Genomic DNA, 18,575 nt, shown 5'->3' on the forward strand with positions numbered 1-18,575 from the left:
ATGAAAGAAATCCCTATTATATCAGGAGTTTTTTTAATTCTAGCATGTTTTGCGTCGTCTGTTGCCCACGCAGCTACCTACACCGGCCAATGCTCTGCGGTTAATGCCAGCAAAATTCCCCTTGTCTCAAAAGCCGTGTTTAATGAAAACCTTCCTCCGTATGGAGATGTTTGCCTTGCAGCACACGTTATCCCCAGCCCAATTAACGTACTATGTATGCCTGGCTATAAGCCTCCTCCTTATATCGCCGTAAGCTTATTCAAAAACGGCAAGGACATATTCGATTTTACTTACCCCAATACTCCAGGCGAACTCTGGCCTGAGGCCGTAGATAAGATTTTGGCTGTCTCATTCCAAAATCTAAACGACGATCGATATAAGGACGTCATTCTACTAGGCCAAAGCTTGGATGGTCGCGGAAATTATGAACCTAGGCCGTTAATATTTCTTGGCTCAAAGACAGGTTTTAAATTGCTGTATAATTTAAGTGCCCTTTTGGCTAGTAACGGCGACATGACGATACCGGATATTATTTACGACATTAATAATCAATTTGGCCTAAATCCGCCGTTACCAAAAGATTCCAACTAACGTGTCTACTTCCAGGTAGACTGCCGTCTTAAAGACTGACGGCTCAACTTGAGCCGATTTCAAATCCGTCAACTTTACCCACTCCGCCACATGCCCGTTACCCAAGGAAATAATCGGCGGCTCACAGACTTTCAGTAAGCGTCATCTGTGTCCCGCCTTGTAGGGTGTTGCGCCCTCTGCCTCTGATCTTCTGCTTGGCAGTGGAGGATTTCGTTGGCTGACGTTGTTGAAGTTGAGAGTATGCTCCGGACTAGTTCGGAGTTGGGTTACGAAGTGCTTTGCAGTGAGCCAGGGACGATCGCCGATGTCTGGGCGAGCGAAGTCGAGAACCTCATGCCCATGGGGCGGCCGTTCGATGGGTTCGTGGAACACACTAAGCGGGTCTCCTCGACCTGCCTGATCCATTTTGAGCGCAACCGCTACAGCGTGCCAGCATCATTCGCCAACCGGCCGATCAGCCTGCGCGTTTACCCCAACAGGCTGGTGGTGGCGGCGGAAGGCCAGATCATTTGCGAACACCTCCGCATTATTGAGCGGACACACGGTCCCGGCCGCACGATTTATGACTGGCGGCATTATCTGGCGGTGATTCAGCGCAAGCCAGGCGCATTGCGCAACGGCGCGCCATTCCTGGAATTGCCCGATGCGTTCCGGCGTTTGCAGCGGCATCTCCTGCAGCAGCCAGGCGGCGACCGTGACATGGTGGAGATCCTGGCCCTGGTGCTGCACCATGACGAGCAGGCGGTGCTGGCTGCGGTGGAACTGGCGCTGGAAGACGGCGTGCCGGCCAAGACGCATATCCTCAACTGGCTCCACAGGCTGATCGACGGCACGCCCGCCACCCCGCCAGCCGTGACGGCGCCGCAGGCGCTGAGCTTGGCCAATGAGCCCAGGGCCGACGTCGAACGCTACGACAGCTTGCGCTCCACCGGGGAGACCCGCCATGCGTCATGATCCCGCCGCCGGCGCACTCATCATCATGCTGCGCAGCCTGAAGATGCACGGCATGGCGCAGGCTGTCGACGAACTGGCCCAGCAGGGGGCGCCGGCCTTCGAGGCCGCCATCCCCGTGCTCTCTCAGCTGCTCAAGGCCGAGACCGCCGAGCGCGAGGTCCGCTCCATGGCCTACCAGCTCAAGGCGGCTCGCTTCCCGGCCTATCGCGACCTGGCCGGCTTTGACTTCGCCAGCAGTGAGGTCAATGAGGCACTGGTCAGGCAGTTGCATCGCTGCGACTTCATCGAGCCCTCTGACAATGTTGTGCTCGTCGGCGGCCCAGGCACGGGCAAGACCCATATTGCCACCGCCCTCGGGGTGCAGGCCGTCGAGCATCACAAAAAACGTGTCCGCTTCTTCTCAACCGTCGAGCTGGTCAATGCCTTGGAGCAGGAAAAAGCCCAGGGTCGGAGCGGTCAGATTGCTGGCCGCCTGATCCACGCCGATCTCATCATCCTTGATGAGCTCGGCTATCTGCCCTTCAGCGCCTCAGGTGGTGCTTTGCTGTTCCACCTGCTCAGCAAGCTCTACGAGCGCACCAGTGTCGTCATCACCACCAATTTGAGCTTCAGCGAATGGTCCGCCGTCTTCGGCGACGCCAAAATGACCACCGCTCTCCTCGATCGCCTGACGCACCATTGTCACATCCTGGAAACCGGAAATGACAGCTTCAGGTTCAAGAACAGCTCGGTGCAGAAATCCCAAAAACGAAAGGAAAAAATCAGCCCTTGACCCCATCATGAAACCCAAATCATAACCAAAGGGCGGGTCAATTCTCGATGGAATTCCCTGGTCACTTCTCAGTGGAAATCAACACCATTCGCCAACCTGCATGGGCTGTGGTCGCCCCCCGTGCGGGGGCGTGGGTCGAAACGTTTAGCTTGCTGCCTCCATTCCTTTCTCTGGAGTCGCCCCCCGTGGCGGGGGCGTGGGTCGAAACTTCTCCTGGTCGATAATCTTCTGCCGCTCGTCAGTCGCCCCCCGTGCGGGGGCGTGGGTCGAAACGTCGCTGGTGATCGCTTCGAGCGCGGCTAGGCTGGTCGCCCCCCGTGCGGGGGCGTGGGTCGAAACTTTGCCGCTATACGAAACCGCTTATTACCACGGGTCGCCCCCCGTGCGGGGGCGTGGGTCGAAACAACGCAGCGCTCGCTCAATACCCGCAGGACTGGCGTCGCCCCCCGTGCGAGGGCGTGGGTCGAAACCTTTCCGGGATTGCGCCGAGGGCGCGTAGGCGGTGTCGCCCCCGTGCGGGGGCGTGGATCGAAACATCGCGCTGACGGCGGTGCGGTCGCAAGAGGTACGTCGCCTTCGTGTGGCAACGTGAGTAGAAACATAAACAATCCAGCCCATACCGAGCAGCCGCTAGCCGCCTGTGCTACTATTATGAATTAGCGACGATACCGCCCTTGTTGGCGCTCTCGCCAGCTAGATTGTTGGTGCTCATTGCGGACCGAGCAGAGCATCAGCCGAATAACTGTTTGCCCGGGCTAAATGTGATGAACTCATTTAGCAGGGGTCCTGTCTCTACCGATTGTAACAGAGGCGATAATTTATTTGGCGTTTCGCATAGAGGGAGATGATTGGCAAAGGCGAAAGTGGCCCTCGTTCTGTTCTCCGTTAAGGTCTGCCGCATAGGAGAGCGGACGCGGTGATGGGGCCTGCCGGAACCCCACAATTGCGCCAGCCGAAATAGCTGGGCTCGGTGGGCAGAATATCGCCGTTTCACACCGCGTCCAATCGTCTTTTACGTCCAAAAACGCGCGGTTATAAAGTAATTTCTTGGTTCACATGGATTTTCGAAATGGACGTATTGCGGGTAAGTTCAGGTGAGGCGTATCAGTCGAAAATTTTTTTCATAATGAATTCAAAGCCTTCCAGTTATCACATTCATGGCGAATGGCACGCCACAATTTCCAAGACATTGATATTGCTAGATATTTTGGGTGTCGTCCCCCGTTTGTGACACACGCTTGTGCCACCTGGGGACGACAGAAATGGCGTTGTGTTCCTACGTCGAAAGACGTCGAGAAAGGTATTATTTCCGGCTGCGCGTGCCGCCTCTGGCGGGGGCTGTTTTGGGCCGGGAGCATGTGGTCGCCTCGCTGCTGACCCGCGATGCCGCGCAGGCGAAGCTGCGCGCTGCAAAAATATATTTGGTGGTTTCACCGTTTCTCCACATGCTGTGTCTCAGGATGAGAGACACACTGCACAGTCTGGGGATGCCGCCCACGGGAGCCGATGCTCTCGCGGATGCGGCGTTTCGCCTGGGGTGTGACTATCATGCGCGTCTGGATCAGCTGCGCCTCCAACATGAAAAGGAGATGGCGGCGCTGCAGGCGCAATATCAGGCCGAGCTGCGCGCGCTGACCGGCGGGGTGCAGAAAGGTTGGCGGACCGGGGTGGCCTTTCAGGAGGCTGAGCCAATGACTCCTTATAATGAGATGGAGGTACCGCGATTTGTGGCAAACCCGGGGAGCTTCATGACGTCAGTGCGGGCCGAAACCGTGGTTGATCATGTGCCTCCAGCGCCTGAGGTGGAGGTTTCGCCACCCTGGCATAGCCTCACGGATGAATTTCTGGCTGACAAGCCTGGGCTCACCGACAAGACGGTCTGGAGTTATAATCATGCGTTTGACCACTGGCGTAGGCTGATAGGCGACAAGCCCATTGCCGAAATCCGGCGCGGCGACCTGAAGCTTTTTGCCGATCATTTACGAGATATGGATAGCGGGCGCGGCGGTAAGCTGAGCCATGCCAGTATCGTGCGGATGCTGAATCACGTGAAGATTTTCATGAGCTGGGCGGTTGAGGCGGGGCATGTCGAGGATGACCGTTTTGGCGGGGTGAAAGGCCGCGATAAGACGCATGACGAACGGATGGGCGTTGATAATCGGCGGGCGTTCACGGTTGACGAGTTGCGCCGGTTGTTCAGCAGCCCGCTGTTTATGGAGCGGACTTTAAGCCAGAGCGATGAGGCGGCAGCCTGGTTCCTGGCGCTAGCGGCTTTCACTGGTGCGCGGACCAAAGAAATTGCAACGGCACCGGCGAAGCTTGTCCAAGTTGGAGAGGTTTGGTGTCTGGATTTGCGTCAATCCGGCAAGAAAACGAGGGCTGCAGCGCGATTGGTACCGTTGATCCCGGAATTGATCCAGATGGGGATATTGGGATGGGCGAAGCGGCAGGCTGAAGCGGGGCGAGGGCTTTTGGAGCTTGCTGACAACCCGCGCTCGGGTGCGGCGTGGTCGAAATATTTGAATCGCTATATTGGGGAACACGTGCTGGAGAGCCCGGATCTGGTGCTTTACTCGCTCCGGCATAGTTTCAGGCAGATGCTGAGAGCCGCAAATGTTGGCGATGAGCTCGCGAACAAGGTTTTTGGCCATGAAGGGGGATCGGTCGGGGCTGGCTATGGCCGCGCGCTGTCGGAGCAGGAGGCGGTTTTGATGGTGACATCTGTGAAAGCGCCGTTTGATTTGAAGGGGAGGAGGATAGCGGCAGGCAGTAATCGTTTGTCTGGTTAGCGCCCAGGGCGGTCATTCCTGGGACCCAGAGCTTTCTCGGAAGCAGCCATTCAGGCGGCCTGGGCTGAAAGATCACGGTCGATTGAACCCCTGGTTGTGCCATGATACGATTTCATCATGAGCGCATCCACGGTGCCGGGCCTGGGAAGAAAAACACTTAATTATTTCCCGCCTTATCCCTTTCTGGCCATCAAGCTACCTACCGGAACGCTGCTGATCCTCCCGCAAAGCCGCGATTCCTTTGGCATGCGGCGGTTTCAAATCTACCGTGACGGGTATTTTGGCCATGGTGCCGGGGCTTATGAACTTAGCAATCTCCGTAAACTCGATTGGCACCGCGCCGCTCAGATCCGGGATTTCTACAACAGCCTGTTGGGCGGTGGTGCCAACCGGCTGACCGACCAGCAATTGCTGGAGTGGTTGCGGCGCGAGGTGCAGAGCACTGCGCTCGCGGCCTTCTGGCTTCAGGACGAATGGATGTTGGGCACGGCAGTGATAGCCCCGGAGGCTTCTCCCGTTCCGCCACCGGTGGCAACGCCTGTGGCGCAATGGAGTGTCGAGCACAAGATCGAGGCGATGTTCGCGGCTATTCCGGACTATCTGGCTCCGGCTGTTCGGGCACAGTTCGAAGCCTTTCTTACGCCTCGGAACCTCGCGCTCATGGCAGGGTTTTTGGCGGCTGGGGTGGCGATCCAAGCGCTTCCCGTCGCGGACGGGGTGGCCGATATGCTCGTCGCCGCTTTGGCCTACGCCATGTATGGCTGGCCCGGATTGGCGGCTGCGTCTGAATTCATTCATGCGGTGGTTGAGGCGGCCCATGCTCGCAGCCAACCCCAGATCGACCATGCGGCACAAAAAGCGGCGGGTGCATTGGTGGTGCTGGGCGGCTCAATATTTCTGGCAAAACTGCTGACGAAGGTAACGTCTGTGGCGAGCGCGAAGCTGAAGCAAAACGTACCGCCGCCACCCAGACCCGCTCCGAACTTTGGCAACGCCATGTCTGATGACATCAGGGGGGATGGACTGCCGCTGCGCCCCAGCCAGGACCGGCTGCTGAAAGATTATGCCGCGGGGAAGACCACGCCAGAGAATTTTTCAAAATTCAAGACATTAAAAGCAACGCCGGCAACGTCAATAGATTCTGTCGCTGAAAAAACCCTGTTAGAGGGTGGATACAACGACGCCCAAGTTAAAGAAGTCCTCAGCAGCGGCGCCGTCACCGGCACACCCAGTTATGGCACAAACTCGCCCTTCTACAAGATTGTAAGCAAGGGCTGGCCACCGACCCTGCCTAGGGCGAACATGTATGTTATGGATCAGGGGCAACTCAAGGACCTGATGGATAAGGGGCTGATCAACCCGGATACGGGAGAGATGAAGAGTCTGGAGATTAAGAATTACATGGCTTTGCCTTGTACGAATCAGGCCAATGCCCTGTACCAAGGTACCTATACCGGCACAGATGCGATTACCGGGGTACAAGGGATCATCGCGCCGGCACAGGAAAATTTTACAATCCCTGGCCTTGATGAATCGACGCTCAATCCCGGCACGCTTTCAATGTCCGGTGGCGGTGGGCAGACGAGCCTTCCCCTCACTTCCGTAACAAATTGGAGTTCCTATCCATGATCCTCATTACCCCCGATATTATGGGTCCCGGCATTGAGGAAGAGTACGCAGATGCAATGGAGCGCATCGCGTTTCTGCTGAACTACTACCGCCAGGCTGGGTGGACACCGACGAATGATAATTTCTACGGTCGTATGCTCTACCAGCTGATGTGGTTGCAGGAGATGATCGAGAAGAAGATGCTGCCTATTCCGGTGGACCCTTCTTATATCGCCACGCTGAAATATGCCGTGAGAACCGGAGAGGTCTGTGACACCGACGAGGTCAGCGATAAACTGGGCGAATTGGCGACGATCACCCAGGGCCCTGGCCTGCTGAAACCCCGACACTATCCCGTGATCGTCGCCATGATACGGGATTTTATTAAGCTTTACCACAAATGCGTTCCGGCGGGCCAAGAGAGACCGCTGGAAGCCGCCGCCCTGGCCGACTGGCATCAGATGGCCGTGCGGTTGGAAGCCGGTACCATGCAGTTGCCCGTGCCACGTAAGAGCTATCCGAATTGGACGAAACCAACACAATTGGTTCAGTTTGATGAACCTGTGATGCCAGATGGATGGACAAAGACCTACGACATTATGCGTTCTGTCTTTGGCGGCTGGCGCCCGCCGCTGGCGACGAAGCCGCCTTTACCTGCCCCGGTTCCAGGTTTGGCGGCGGAAGCGCCGGATTTTACGCCGATCCGCGATGCGCTACGCAAACGCGCCGCCGCGCACCCTGACGCACCGATGCCGGTCGAGAACAACCCCCGTTACTGGTTCGGTGACGAGCCGGTGCCCTGGTCCGCCTATTGGCGCCCGGTAAATTTTGAAGGGAAATTGGAGAGGCTTATGATCGGCAGCGTTTTCCCGCCGCCCGAAACCCCACCCGAGAACGGCACCAAGCCGGTGTGGCTGTTTGAAAAGCTGCTGGAAGGCGCATAGGGCCCCAGCGCGATGTAAGCGAGCGTAGTATCCAATAAAGGACCCAGCCAATTAATGGTTGCTAGAAATCTATGAAGCGTCCCGGGTTTTCCGGCGGCTCATATTTTTGAGAAGGAGCTACGATGAACGCTACAAGGAAGAAGTTTTCGCCTGAGTTTCGCGACCGCGCGGTACGGATGGTCGAAGAGCATCGAGGGGACTACCCATCGGAATGGGCGGTGATGACCTCGATTGCCGGGAAGGTTGGCTGCACGACCGAGACGCTGCACCGCTGGTGCCGCGAGGAGGCAAGCCGACGAGCGGGGCCAGCTGCGCAAGCCGCCAGTGACCGGGAACGCCTCAAGCTGCTGGAGCGGGGAGGTCAAGGAGCTGCGACGGGCCAACGAGATTCTGCGCAAGGCGTCCGCGTATCTCTCGGCGGGCAGCACGGTTTTTTTTAAAGCTGATGCCCTCAGCGCGGAAGAACCGCGACAACATGCCGGTGTCAGCGCGCACGCCACGCTCTTCCCACAGGCGCACGCTCAACGCCGCCAGCGTGATGTCGGCCTGCTCCTCAATGACCGCCAGAAGCCAGGCCCGCTCAGGCTTCACCTTCGAGGGCCGGTGGCCACCAGTGCCAGCGCTGCGTCGGTCACCAACCCGATGCAGGCGCTGAACCCATTTGATGGCAGACGATGCGCTCACGCCAAAACGCCGCGCCGCAGAGCGGCATGTCTCCTCACCGCTCTCCACAACCGAAATCACGCGTTCACGAAGATCAGAAGAATAAGCTCGGGGCATCAGCACTGGCCTCCTCAACCAGCCCTAATCATGAATCACATCAGCCTCGCGTCGGTAAAGAAATACGATTCAAGCTATTCACAGAGGACTCTAGAGCCTGATCGGTTCAGTTTGAATCGCGAAGCGATCAAGCTGAACCGTGAATCAGCCTCTCAATCAAAGCGTTGGAGCGCGTTCAGGGTGCCGCAACCGCGTCACCCTGAACCAATCGCGCTCTAGCCTTCCGCCAGCAGCGGCGCGGCGCCCTCATGCGTCAGGCCGCTGGCCTCTTTCAGCCCCACCCCGGTCAGCCCCCGGCGCAGCGCCTCGCGCATCAGCCAGGCCAGCATATCCGCCGCCGCCTCGGCCGAAAGCCCGCCCTGGCCATGCACGTTGGAGATGCAGTTGCGGGCCGAATCCGGCGTGCCGCGCTTCGGATCGAAGGTGAGATAGATGCCCAGACTGTCGGACACCGTCAGCCCCGGCCGCTCGCCGATCAGCATCACCACCAGCTTTGCGCCCAGCGCCGCGCCGATATCATCGCCCAGCGCCACCCTGGCCTGGGTCGCGATCACCAAAGGCGCCAGCTTCATGCCCCACAGCCGGGCCAGCAACGCCTGGGCCACCGGCACCGCATTCTGCATCACCGCCGTGGCGGAAAGCCCATCGCCGATCACGATCACCGCGTCATAATCGCCCTTGGGCAGCGTCTCTTCGCATGCGGCCGCCAAGGCCCGGCCCAGATCCGGCCGGCGCAGATACACCTCCCGGTCCTTGGCGGCGCTCTGCACCTCCAGCGCCTCGGGAAAGGCTGCCTTCAGCGTCGCCACATCCAGCTTCGCATGCACTGCATCGCGCGCCATGGCATGGGCGAACTGGAAGTCCAGCACATCGCCGATCTTCATCGCATCCCCGGCCCGGCCGAGCCCGATGCGCGCGCGCGTCGCCTGGCGCAGCAACGCCCAGGGATCATTTTCCTCAGGCGGCATTGCGCGCCTCCAGCAGGCGGCGCTGCGCCTTGTTCTGCGGGCCGGGCAGACGCATCCGCCCATGCCGGTCCAGCATTTCCATCTTCTCCAGCCAATCCTCGAATTCCGGCGCCGGGCGGGCGCCGAAGCTGGAGCGCAGATAGAGAATATCGTGATAAGAGAGGCTCTGGTAATTCAGCATCACATCATCCGCGCCCGGCACCGCGATGACGAAGGAGACCCCCGCCACGGTCAGCAGCGTCATCAGCGTATCCATGTCGTCCTGGTCGGCCTCGGCATGGTTGGTGTAGCAAACGTCGCAGCCCATCGAGATGCCGAGCAGCTTGCCGCAGAAATGATCCTCCAGCCCGGCGCGGATAATCTGCTTGCCGTCATAGAGATATTCCGGGCCGATGAAGCCGACCACCGTATTCACCAGCAGCGGCGAGAATTCCCGCGCCACCGCATAGGCCCGCGCCTCGATCGTCTGCTGGTCCAGCCCGAAATGCGCCCCGGCGGACAGAGCCGCCCCCTGCCCGGTTTCGAAATACATCGTATCCTGGCCGATGGTGCCGCGCCCCAGCGATTGCGAGGCTTCATAAGCCTCCCGCAGAATGCCGAGATTGATGCCAAACCCGGCATTCGCCGCTTGCGAGCCGGCGATGGACTGGAACACCAGATCCACCGCCCCGCCGGCATTCATCACCTCGATGGAATTGGTGACATGGGTGAGCACGCAGGTCTGGGTCGGGATCTCGTAGCGGGCGCGCAGCTCATCCAGCATGGAGAGCAGCGAGATACAGTTCTGCACGCTGTCGGTCGCCGGGTTGATGCCGATGACCGCATCGCCGGTGCCATAAAGCAGCCCGTCCAGCGTGGAGGCGGCGATGCCTTTCAGATCATCCGTCGGGTGATTGGGCTGCAGCCGGGAGGAGAGCCGTCCCTCCAGCCCGATGGTGTTGCGGAAGGCCTTCACCACCCGGCATTTGCGCGCCACCGCGATCAGATCCTGGTTGCGCATCAGCTTGCTCGCCGCCGCCGCCATCTCCGGCATCAGCCCCGGCGCCAGCGCGGCCAGGGCGGCGCTGTCCGCCTCGTAAGAGAGCAGCCAGTCCCGGAACTGCCCCACCGTCATATGCGCCACCGGCTTGAAGGCGGCTTCGTCATGCTTGTCGAAAATCAGCCGCGTGACCTCGTCCGTCTCGTAAGGGATCAGCGGCTCTTCCAGGAAAATCTTCAGCGGCAAATCCGCCAGCACCGCCCGCGCGGCGACGCGCTCAGCATCGGAGCCCGCGGCCAGCCCGGCCAGTTCATCGCCCGAGCGTTTGGCCGAGGCCTTCGCCAGAACCGTCTTCAGATCCGGGAAGCGAAAGCTCTCCCCACGAAAGGCATGCGTAAAATGTCCCATGCCGCCTATGCAACACCGGAATTTACTGCCCTGCAATATAAATTAGCGGGAGGAATACCCGCTCTCAGCCCGCCATCATCGACTGGATCTTCTTCGCCAGCCCATCCAGAGAAAACGGCTTGGTGATGATCTCCATGCCCTCGGCCATGGCGCTGCCATTGCCGACCTCGATATTATGCGCATAGCCGGTCATGAACAGCACCTTCAGACCGGGCCGGATCCGCTTGGCGGCATCCGCCAGCTGGCGGCCATTCTGGCCAGGCAGGGTGACATCCGTGACCAGCAGATTGATCGGCTGGGGAGAGTTCAGCACCTCCAGGGCGGAGGGCACGTCCTCCGCCTCGAAGGTCCGATACCCCTGCTCCTCGAGCGTCTCGACAACCAGCATCCGCACCATCGGCTCGTCATCGACGACAAGCACCGTATTCATCGCTGGCGGGAGTGACCCGACTTGACCCATCATGAAACCCCTTCGCGGCTTCTCTAACGCGCCGGACCGACTCTCGCAAAGCGCCGCCACCTAAGCAAAACCTAAAGAATTCGTTAACCAGTCCGGTCAGCCGGGGGTGCGCGTCAGCTCGTACAACGCCACCGCGCCGGCGGCGGAGACATTCAGGCTCTCCATGCCGCCCGGCATCGCCAGGGCACAGATCTCATCGCAGGTTTCGCGGGTGAGCCGGCGCATGCCCTCGCCCTCGCTGCCCAGCACCAGCGCCACCCGCCGGCCGGCGAAGGCCTCGCCGCGCAGCCTGGTCTGGCTATGCCCGTCCAGCCCGACCACCCAGACATCGGCGTCCTTCAGCGCCGTCAACGTCCGGGCGATGTTGGTGATGCGCAGCAGCGGAATCGTCTCCAGCGCGCCGGAGGCGGCTTTCGCCAGGGCGCCGGTTTCTTCCGGGGCGTTGCGGTCCTGCGCCACCACCGCGCAGGCACCGAAGGCCTGGGCCGTGCGCATCAGCGCGCCGACATTGCGCGGGTCGAAAATCTGGTCCAGCACCAGCACCGGGCCGGGGCGCAGCAGCGCCTCCTGCAAGGAGGGCGCCTCCAGCTGGTCCGCCAGCAGCGCGATGCCCTGATGCACGATGCCCGAACCCGGCTTGGCGCCGAGAATCTGGTCGATCCGCTCGCGCGGCGAAATCTCCGGCTGGATCGGCCAGGGCAGCTTCGCTTCGGCCGCCAGGCTGGCCTGCGCCTCCTCGGTGATCACCAGCCGGCGGAACAGACGCTCCGGGTTTTTCAGCGCCGCCGCCACCGCATGGGTGCCGTAGAGCCAGACCGCGCCGGATGGCGTGGAGGGGCCGCGCCGCGCCGCACCCCGGCTTTCGCGACGCCCGGCCCCCTCACGGCTGGCCTGGCCGTCAGAGCGTGCAGGGGCTTGCGCGCGGCCCTCGGCCTCACGCCGTCCCTGGCCCTCGTTGCGCTTCGGGCCTTCATGCCGCGCCGGGGCCTGACGCGGCTCTTTTTTCCACGATTCGTCGGGACGCGTCCCCCGCGCCTCGCCAGCTGAACGTTGACGGGGGGCGTTTTTTCCATGCGGGGGGCGATTTTGAACCATGCCCCTCACTATCTCCGCCCCCATGCGTTGACAACCGATGCCAACCGTTGCAAGACGCGCCCCACGTGGAAGGGTGCCCGAGTGGCTAAAGGGGACGGACTGTAAATCCGTTGGCGTGCGCCTACGTTGGTTCGAATCCAACCCCTTCCACCATTTCCTTCAAAAGCCGCATCGCCAGCCTTTCAGGCCTTCATCCGCCGCACGCGGACCTGTCTACATCAGCAGGCTGTGCGCAAAATACTCGAACCCGATCTCCGGCTGGCCGCCAAGCGCGGCAACCCGGCCGGGCACGCCGTGATCGAGCCATCCGAGCAGATGCACGCCAAAGAGCGACAAAGCCCCCGCCGCCAACACCAGCACCACCACCAGCCCGACCCATTCAAACGCCCGCACGCTGTTCTCCTCCATCGACGCGCGGCGTTTCAAGCGCCGAATTGGGGCCAAAGCATGGAGCAAAAACGTGCCAATTATGGTCGCGAACCGGTGATCCGATCCCGCCGTGCATCCGTAATGATCATATGACTCGCCTGTTTCCCGTCCTCGGCGACCAGCTCAGCCTGGGCCTCGCCAGCCTCGCCCAGTGTGACAAGGCCAAGGATGTCGTGTTGATGATGGAGGTACGCGGCGAGGCCACCGCCCCGCGCCATCACAAGATGAAAATCGCCTTCCTGTTTTCGGCCATGCGGCATTTCGCCGCAACGCTGCGCGCGCAGGGCTACCGGGTCGATTATGTGGCGCTGCGGGACGAGGGCAACAGCCAGAGCTTCGAGGGCGAGCTGCGCCGCGCCCTGCGCCGGCACAAGGCCGAGCGGATCATCGCCACCTGGCCCGGCGAATGGCGGGTGAAACAGATGCTGGAGGGGCTGGGCGCCGAAATCCTGGAAGATACACGCTTCCTGGCCCCCCTCAGCGTATTTGCCGAGTGGGCGCAGGGGCGCACGCAATTGCGGATGGAATTCTTCTACCGGCTGCTGCGCCGCCGGCTGAACATCCTGATGGAAGGGGACGAGCCGGCCGGCGGGCGCTGGAATTTTGACAGCGAGAACCGCCACCCGCTGCCCCGCCAGACGAAAATCCCCCTCACCTACACGCAAGCGCCGGATGCGATAACGCGCGAGGTTCTGGACCTGGTCGCGGCGGAATTTGCGGAGCATTTCGGCGAGCTGAAGGGGTTTTCCTATGCCGTCACCCGCGAAGGCGCGCAGGCGGCGCTGGCACGCTTCATCACCCAGCGCCTGGCCAGCTTCGGCGATTACCAGGATGCGATGCGCCAGAACGAACCCTGGCTGTTTCACTCGCATCTCAGCCTCTATCTGAATTGCGGGCTGCTGCTGCCGGGCGAATGCATCGCCGCCGCCGAGCGCGCCTGGCGCGCCGGGGACGTGCCGCTGAACGCCGCCGAGGGCTTCATCCGCCAGATCCTCGGCTGGCGCGAATATGTGCGCGGCCTCTATTGGCTGAAAATGCCCGATTACGCCTCGCAGAACGCCCTTGGCGCCACCCGCCCCCTGCCCGGCTTCTACTGGGATGCCGGCACCGAGATGAACTGCCTGCGCCAATGCGTCAGCAACACCCGCGACCATGCCTATGCCCACCATATCCAGCGGCTGATGGTGCTGGGCAATTTCGCCCTGCTCGCCGGGCTGGACCCGGCTGAGGTGAATGAATGGTATCTGCTGGTCTATGCCGACGCTTATGAATGGGTGGAGTTACCCAATGTCACCGGTATGATTCTGTTCGCCGATGGTGGGCTGCTGGCCAGCAAGCCTTATGCGGCGGGCGGGGCTTATATCAACCGCATGTCGGATTATTGCGGCCATTGCAGCTTCAACGTGGCGCAGAAAACCGGCCCGGAGGCCTGCCCGTTCAATTATCTCTACTGGGCCTTCCTCGACCGCCACCGCGACAGGCTGGGCGGCAATGCGCGGCTGAGCCTGGCCTATAAAACCCTCAACAACATGCCCACCCCGGCCTTGAGCGCGATCCGCGACAGCGCGCGTAGCTTCCTGGAGCGGCTTTGATCTGAAAAGCTGAAACGGGCCCACGCCATCGTCGACCGCCTCGGGCAAAGCAGACGCTGCGAACGCTCCATCGCTCTGAGATGCGCCATGGCAAACCGCACCATCACGCATCTATTCAAGGCATCAGCGCCCCGCGTCCAAATCGGGCATTCATGCCGTCCTCACCGGATCTCGCGTCATGAGAAAGGATGCCCGCGCCCACAGCGGGGGGATTGGCCTTATGCGGATGATATAGCGTAGATGATTTTATGATCGCCGCATTGCAGGCAAAAAACGGGATCACCTCGCAACCGCCTCGCCTTTCTCACAACAGGGAGGAAAATTTGCGGTAGCTACAGCTTCTCCAGCCAGGCCGAAAGCGCCGGGATCAGCCTGTCCGCCGGCTGAAAACCGTTCGTTACGAGCGCGTAGTCACGCCGATCTCCCGTCCCGGCGATAAGTGTGGGAAAGCCTCGTATGCCCGCTTGCTGCGCCAGGGCGAAATCCTGCATGGTTTCCTCCGCCACGGCAGCTGCATTGAACAGCGTTCTAAAGCCGAGCTCGTCCATGCCCAGGTCCGTCGCCAGGCCGGTTAGCACGTCGGCCGCCGTCACGTCGCGGTTTTCGGCGTAAAAGGCGCGTTGAATCCGCGCCAGCGCGGCGAGCCCGCTGGTCATGCCCTGCCGGCGAAAAACCACCACGGCGCGGCTGGCGGGCTCGGTGTCGTACACGAAGCCCTCGCGCTCGAAAAAGCTGAAATCAAATGGCTGACCGGAAGCGTCGCGCACATGCTCCCAATGCGCGCGGATCTCGGCGCGGTCTGACGCCGTCATGGCGCTTATATTGCCAGGACGCAGCCCGCCCAGAACCAGGCGCACCGGCAGGGCATCGCCGAACCGACGCGTGATGGCCTCGATCGCCGGCGAAAACCCCCAGCACCAGGAGCACATCGGGTCGGCGAAATAAACCAGATGCGGGCCGGTCATGAGGGGGCTAGCCCGAGCAGCGCCGGCAGCGCGGCCAGGCTGGAGACCTCATGCGTCGGCGCGCCGGGCAGGCGCTCGCGGCGCTGGCCGTAGCGGTTGCACCAGACCACGTGCAGGCCGAAATCCGCCGCCGCATGCGCATCCCAGCCATTGGAGGATTGGAAGCTGATCTGCGTCGCCGTCAGCCCCAGCCTATCCAACGCATATTGGTAAACCCGCCGGTCGGTTTTGTAGGTTTGCAGGGGATGCACGGAGAGCACCTCGTCGAACAGCCCGTCCAGCCCGGAACTGACCAGGGAGGAGGCCAGCATCGCCGGGGTGCCGTTGGAGAGAATGGCGGTTTTCACCCCGGCCCGGCGCAAAGCGCGAAGCATGTCTGGCACCTCGGGGAAGGCGTGCAGCGTCTCGAACAGCCCCATCAGCGCCACATGACGCTGCGGGCTGGCGAGATCCAGGCTCTCCAAAGCGAATTCCAACGCCTCGGCGGTGACCTGGCGGAAATCCGCGTAGCGCCCCTGCAGGGCGCGCAGCCAGGTATATTGCAACTGCTTGTCGCGCCAGAGCGCGCTCAAGGGGGCGCGTTGCTCGCGCGGAACCTGGTCGCAGCGCGCCGTGGCGGAGGCCAGGTCGAACAAGGTTCCGTAGGCGTCGAAGACACAAGCTTTAATCGCCATCTCCGCCCCTCCTTCACGCCGCGGCGGGCATGGCGAGCGCCAGCCCGTCATAGGCATTGAGCATGCGCGCGAACCAGCCCGACAGAGCGGGCTCGGCGCTGGTCACGTCATGTCCGCCGCACACACGCTGCCATTGCAGCGCGGCGAAGACGACATGGTCAGCATAGGCCGGGCCCTCACCGGCGAGATAAGGCTGCCGGCCGAGTGTCACCGCCAGCGGCCGCAGCGCCTGGCGCAGCGCGCTCAGATGCGCCTCACGTCCCGCCGCCAGATCCGCCAGGCTGCACCCGAAGAACGCCTCACGCGTGGTCTTGAAATAATCCTGGTCCTTGGGATGCAGCATGGCGTGGATCTCCGGCAGGATCAGCCGGGCGATGGCCGGGTGCAGCACGGTCTCGGTCCAGTCATTGACGAAGCGGGTCAGCGCCTTGCCGGGCGCGCCATTGAACAGCGAGGGACGGTCCGGATAGGTCGCCTCCAGATATTCGGCGATCGCCCAGCTATCCACCACGCAGCGCCCGGCATCGACGAGCACCGGCACCTTGCCCTGGCCGGAAAAGGCAATCTCCTGCTTCTCGGTGAAGCGCCAGGCGATGGTTTCGACAGGGAGGTTTTTATGCGCCAGGGCCAAGCGCACGCGCCAGCAATTCGGGCTGAAACGGATAGTCTCATCCTTGGCGGCGAGGTCGTAAAGCTTGATCGCGGCGGTCATCATTTGCTCTCCGTGAGATTGGTCGCGGTCTGGCCGAACAGGATGGCGCGCGCCTCCTCGCTCACCACCGGCGCGGTGTTGATCCTCTCCGCCAGCGCGTAGGCGCGCCGCACCGCCGGGCGCTCGCCCATCAGCGCGAACCAGCGCGCCAGATGCGGGAAATCCTCCAGGTTCTGCTTCTGATTTTTGTGGAGCTTGATCCAGGGATGGCAGGCCATGTCGGCGATGGAGTAATCTCCGGCAATATAGTCGCGCCCGGCGAGACGCTTGTTGAGCACGCCATAGAGACGGTTGGTCTCGTTCACATAGCGGTCGATGGCATATTGAATTTGTACCGGCGCATATTGCACGAAATGGTGGTTCTGGCCGGCCATCGGCCCCAGCCCGCCCATCTGCCAATAGAGCCATTGCAGCACTTCGAAGCGCGGGCGGGGCGCGCGGGGTAGAAATTGCCCGGTTTTATCGGCCAGATATTCCAAAATGGCGCCGGATTCGAAAATGCTGAGCGGCCCGGCGCCGTCCTCGGGCGCGTGGTCGACCATGGCGGGCATGCGGTTATTGGGCGAAATGGCCAGAAATTCCGGCGCGAATTGTTCACCCTTGCTGATATTCACAGGCACGATCTTGTAAGGCAGACCGGTCTCCTCGAGAAAAATTGTGACCTTATGGCCATTTGGCGTGGTCCAGTAATAAAGATCGATCACGTGCATCAGGCTCCTGGTTTCAGGGTTAGTCCGAGCGGGGCCAGGTTGGCCTCAACCAGCCGGTGCAGACGCACCGGGTCAGGGTCCAGCCGGGCGAGAACACGCAACGCCAGCACGGCGCCAAACAGTCCTTCGGCCGCGCGGCTGGGCTCGGTGCCCGGCGGCAGCAGCCCGGCCACCTTGGCACGCTCAATCTGGGCGCGCAGGAAGGCTTCCACCTCGCCGAGCCGTTCGCGAACCAAGCCGCGTGTGGCGGCGTCCGCCGCACCGTCCAGCGCGGTGTTGATGAGCAGACAGCCAGACGGGGTTTCGGTCGAGCATGAGAGGGCGATCAGCGCCGCGAACAACCCGGCGATGGCGTCACGGGGGTCGGGCAAGGCGGCCAAGCCCGGCAAGAGCTGACCGCTTAGCCCGGTATCGGCATAGCGGCGCAAGACTTCACGAAACAATCCAGACTTATCACCGAAGCGGTTATAAAGTGCTGCCGTGGATAATTTGGTGGCGTTCGTCAGATCCCGCAGGGAGGTGGCGGCGTAGCCTTGACGCCAGAATACGTCACGGGCGCGGTCAAGCAGGGCATCATCATCGAGTGTACGGGGGCGTGCCATCGGTCAGATAATAATAGATCGATCGTTTTATAACAAGAGGCTGATGGGCTGCTGCCGCCTTGGCGGCCAGCTCCTGGCCCTCTTGCTTGGTACTGAACTGGCGCTGTTTACCGCCGACAGACGCCCGCGCCTGCCAGAAGCGGCTATTGCCGCGCTGATAAATCTGAACCTTTCCACCCAACAGCTCGACGGTCGGCATGACACCCCCTTGCGCATAACGCGCTCCGGTTGAGGATCATTGGCAGACCACGACCATAGGCCATCAGGTTTGGGAATCCGAGTTAAATTACCCTAAGACTGCCCTAGTGCAGCGGACAGCAAAAAGCCGCCTTGCGGCGCTTTATCTATTTGATATTTTTTAGATACTTGGTTGCGGGACCTGGAAACCACTTATACCGAACAAAATTGAACCTACGATGAACACGTGGCCGCCAACTCTTCAAACCAAACAATAACAAAGACTTATCTACAAGATAAGTTATCAATCGATTTTTTTTGCACCAAAATTAACTGATTTTGGCCCCTTTCTTGGCCCCTTTCAAA

The 18,575-nt window shown here is 61.1% G+C and carries 17 protein-coding genes, 1 tRNA gene and 3 pseudogenes; 9 read left to right on the forward strand and 12 right to left on the reverse strand.

The window, feature by feature from the left end:
- From ACZ46S_RS17055 to ACZ46S_RS17085, 7 genes and pseudogenes are all read left to right on the forward strand, one after another.
- Nucleotides 1–591, forward strand: coding sequence for a hypothetical protein (locus ACZ46S_RS17055; protein ID WP_464062704.1), 591 nt, complete (start codon nt 1–3; stop codon nt 589–591).
- 288 nt (nt 592–879) lie between these two features.
- Nucleotides 880–1,545 (forward strand): annotated as a pseudogene (locus ACZ46S_RS17060) (Mu transposase domain-containing protein); the annotation flags it as partial.
- On the forward strand, nt 1,535–2,317 hold the full coding sequence (gene istB / locus ACZ46S_RS17065; RefSeq protein ID WP_464061524.1) for an IS21-like element helper ATPase IstB: 783 nt from the start codon (nt 1,535–1,537) through the stop codon (nt 2,315–2,317). The pseudogene ACZ46S_RS17060 and the gene istB, both read left to right, overlap by 11 nt.
- 1,262 nt (nt 2,318–3,579) lie before the next feature.
- Nucleotides 3,580–5,106, forward strand: a complete 1,527-nt coding sequence (locus ACZ46S_RS17070) for a DUF6538 domain-containing protein (protein ID WP_464062705.1) — start codon at nt 3,580–3,582, stop codon at nt 5,104–5,106.
- Between the two features lie 117 nt (nt 5,107–5,223).
- A complete protein-coding gene (locus tag ACZ46S_RS17075) occupies nt 5,224–6,735 on the forward strand; it encodes a hypothetical protein (RefSeq protein ID WP_464062706.1) in 1,512 nt (503 codons plus the stop codon).
- A complete protein-coding gene (locus ACZ46S_RS17080; RefSeq protein ID WP_464062707.1) occupies nt 6,732–7,658 on the forward strand; it encodes a hypothetical protein in 927 nt (308 codons plus the stop codon). The genes ACZ46S_RS17075 and ACZ46S_RS17080 overlap by 4 nt, the downstream gene beginning before the upstream one ends.
- A 122-nt stretch (nt 7,659–7,780) precedes the next feature.
- A pseudogene (locus ACZ46S_RS17085) lies at nt 7,781–8,081 on the forward strand (transposase); the annotation flags it as partial.
- Nucleotides 8,082–8,312: 231 nt separating this feature from the next.
- Here ACZ46S_RS17085 and ACZ46S_RS17090 read toward each other — a convergent pair.
- From ACZ46S_RS17090 to ACZ46S_RS17110, 5 genes and pseudogenes are all read right to left on the reverse strand, one after another.
- A pseudogene (locus ACZ46S_RS17090) lies at nt 8,313–8,438 on the reverse strand (IS630 transposase-related protein); the annotation flags it as partial.
- Between the two features lie 215 nt (nt 8,439–8,653).
- Nucleotides 8,654–9,406 carry an ethanolamine ammonia-lyase subunit EutC gene (eutC, locus tag ACZ46S_RS17095; protein ID WP_464062708.1) on the reverse strand — a complete coding sequence of 251 codons (753 nt, stop codon included), beginning with the start codon at nt 9,404–9,406 and terminating at the stop codon, nt 8,654–8,656.
- Nucleotides 9,396–10,793 carry an ethanolamine ammonia-lyase subunit EutB gene (locus ACZ46S_RS17100; protein WP_464062709.1) on the reverse strand — a complete coding sequence of 466 codons (1,398 nt, stop codon included), beginning with the start codon at nt 10,791–10,793 and terminating at the stop codon, nt 9,396–9,398. The genes eutC and ACZ46S_RS17100 overlap by 11 nt, the downstream gene beginning before the upstream one ends.
- A 64-nt stretch (nt 10,794–10,857) precedes the next feature.
- Entirely contained in the window at nt 10,858–11,223 is a 366-nt protein-coding gene (locus ACZ46S_RS17105; protein ID WP_464062710.1) for a response regulator, read from the reverse strand.
- A 126-nt stretch (nt 11,224–11,349) separates the two neighbouring features.
- On the reverse strand, nt 11,350–12,348 hold the full coding sequence (locus tag ACZ46S_RS17110) for a TrmH family RNA methyltransferase (protein ID WP_464062711.1): 999 nt from the start codon (nt 12,346–12,348) through the stop codon (nt 11,350–11,352).
- A gap of 67 nt (nt 12,349–12,415) precedes the next feature.
- Here ACZ46S_RS17110 and ACZ46S_RS17115 point away from each other — a divergent pair.
- Nucleotides 12,416–12,501: transfer RNA gene (locus ACZ46S_RS17115), tRNA-Tyr, on the forward strand.
- 60 nt (nt 12,502–12,561) lie between these two features.
- Here ACZ46S_RS17115 and ACZ46S_RS17120 read toward each other — a convergent pair.
- Entirely contained in the window at nt 12,562–12,774 is a 213-nt protein-coding gene (locus ACZ46S_RS17120) for a hypothetical protein (RefSeq protein WP_464062712.1), read from the reverse strand.
- 92 nt (nt 12,775–12,866) lie between these two features.
- Between ACZ46S_RS17120 and ACZ46S_RS17125 the strand changes: the two genes are divergently transcribed.
- Entirely contained in the window at nt 12,867–14,369 is a 1,503-nt protein-coding gene (locus ACZ46S_RS17125; protein WP_464062713.1) for a cryptochrome/photolyase family protein, read from the forward strand.
- Nucleotides 14,370–14,701: 332 nt separating this feature from the next.
- On the opposite strand, the gene ACZ46S_RS17130 is transcribed toward ACZ46S_RS17125, so the two are convergent.
- Genes ACZ46S_RS17130 through ACZ46S_RS17155 form a run of 6 tightly spaced genes read right to left on the reverse strand, consistent with a single transcriptional unit; the run spans nt 14,702 to nt 18,231 of the window.
- Nucleotides 14,702–15,334, reverse strand: a complete 633-nt coding sequence (locus ACZ46S_RS17130; RefSeq protein ID WP_464062714.1) for a DsbA family protein — start codon at nt 15,332–15,334, stop codon at nt 14,702–14,704.
- Complete coding sequence (locus ACZ46S_RS17135; RefSeq protein ID WP_464062715.1) at nt 15,331–16,008, reverse strand: haloacid dehalogenase type II; 678 nt, start codon at nt 16,006–16,008, stop codon at nt 15,331–15,333. The genes ACZ46S_RS17130 and ACZ46S_RS17135 overlap by 4 nt, the downstream gene beginning before the upstream one ends.
- Nucleotides 16,009–16,021: 13 nt before the next feature.
- Nucleotides 16,022–16,723: a glutathione S-transferase family protein gene (locus ACZ46S_RS17140; protein WP_464062716.1), complete on the reverse strand. Its 702-nt coding sequence runs from the start codon at nt 16,721–16,723 to the stop codon at nt 16,022–16,024.
- The gene (locus ACZ46S_RS17145) at nt 16,720–17,424 is read right to left on the reverse strand and encodes a glutathione S-transferase N-terminal domain-containing protein (RefSeq protein WP_464064302.1); all 705 of its coding nucleotides are present in this window, start codon (nt 17,422–17,424) and stop codon (nt 16,720–16,722) included. Before ACZ46S_RS17145 ends, ACZ46S_RS17140 begins: the two co-directional genes overlap by 4 nt.
- A 5-nt stretch (nt 17,425–17,429) precedes the next feature.
- Nucleotides 17,430–18,032 (reverse strand): TetR/AcrR family transcriptional regulator, encoded by a 603-nt coding sequence (locus ACZ46S_RS17150; RefSeq protein WP_464062717.1) that lies wholly within the window; start codon nt 18,030–18,032, stop codon nt 17,430–17,432.
- Nucleotides 18,007–18,231, reverse strand: a complete 225-nt coding sequence (locus ACZ46S_RS17155; RefSeq protein WP_464062718.1) for a hypothetical protein — start codon at nt 18,229–18,231, stop codon at nt 18,007–18,009. Before ACZ46S_RS17155 ends, ACZ46S_RS17150 begins: the two co-directional genes overlap by 26 nt.
- Nucleotides 18,232–18,575: the final 344 nt, after the last annotated feature.

It is taken from the genome of Acidocella aluminiidurans, from assembly GCF_055383125.1.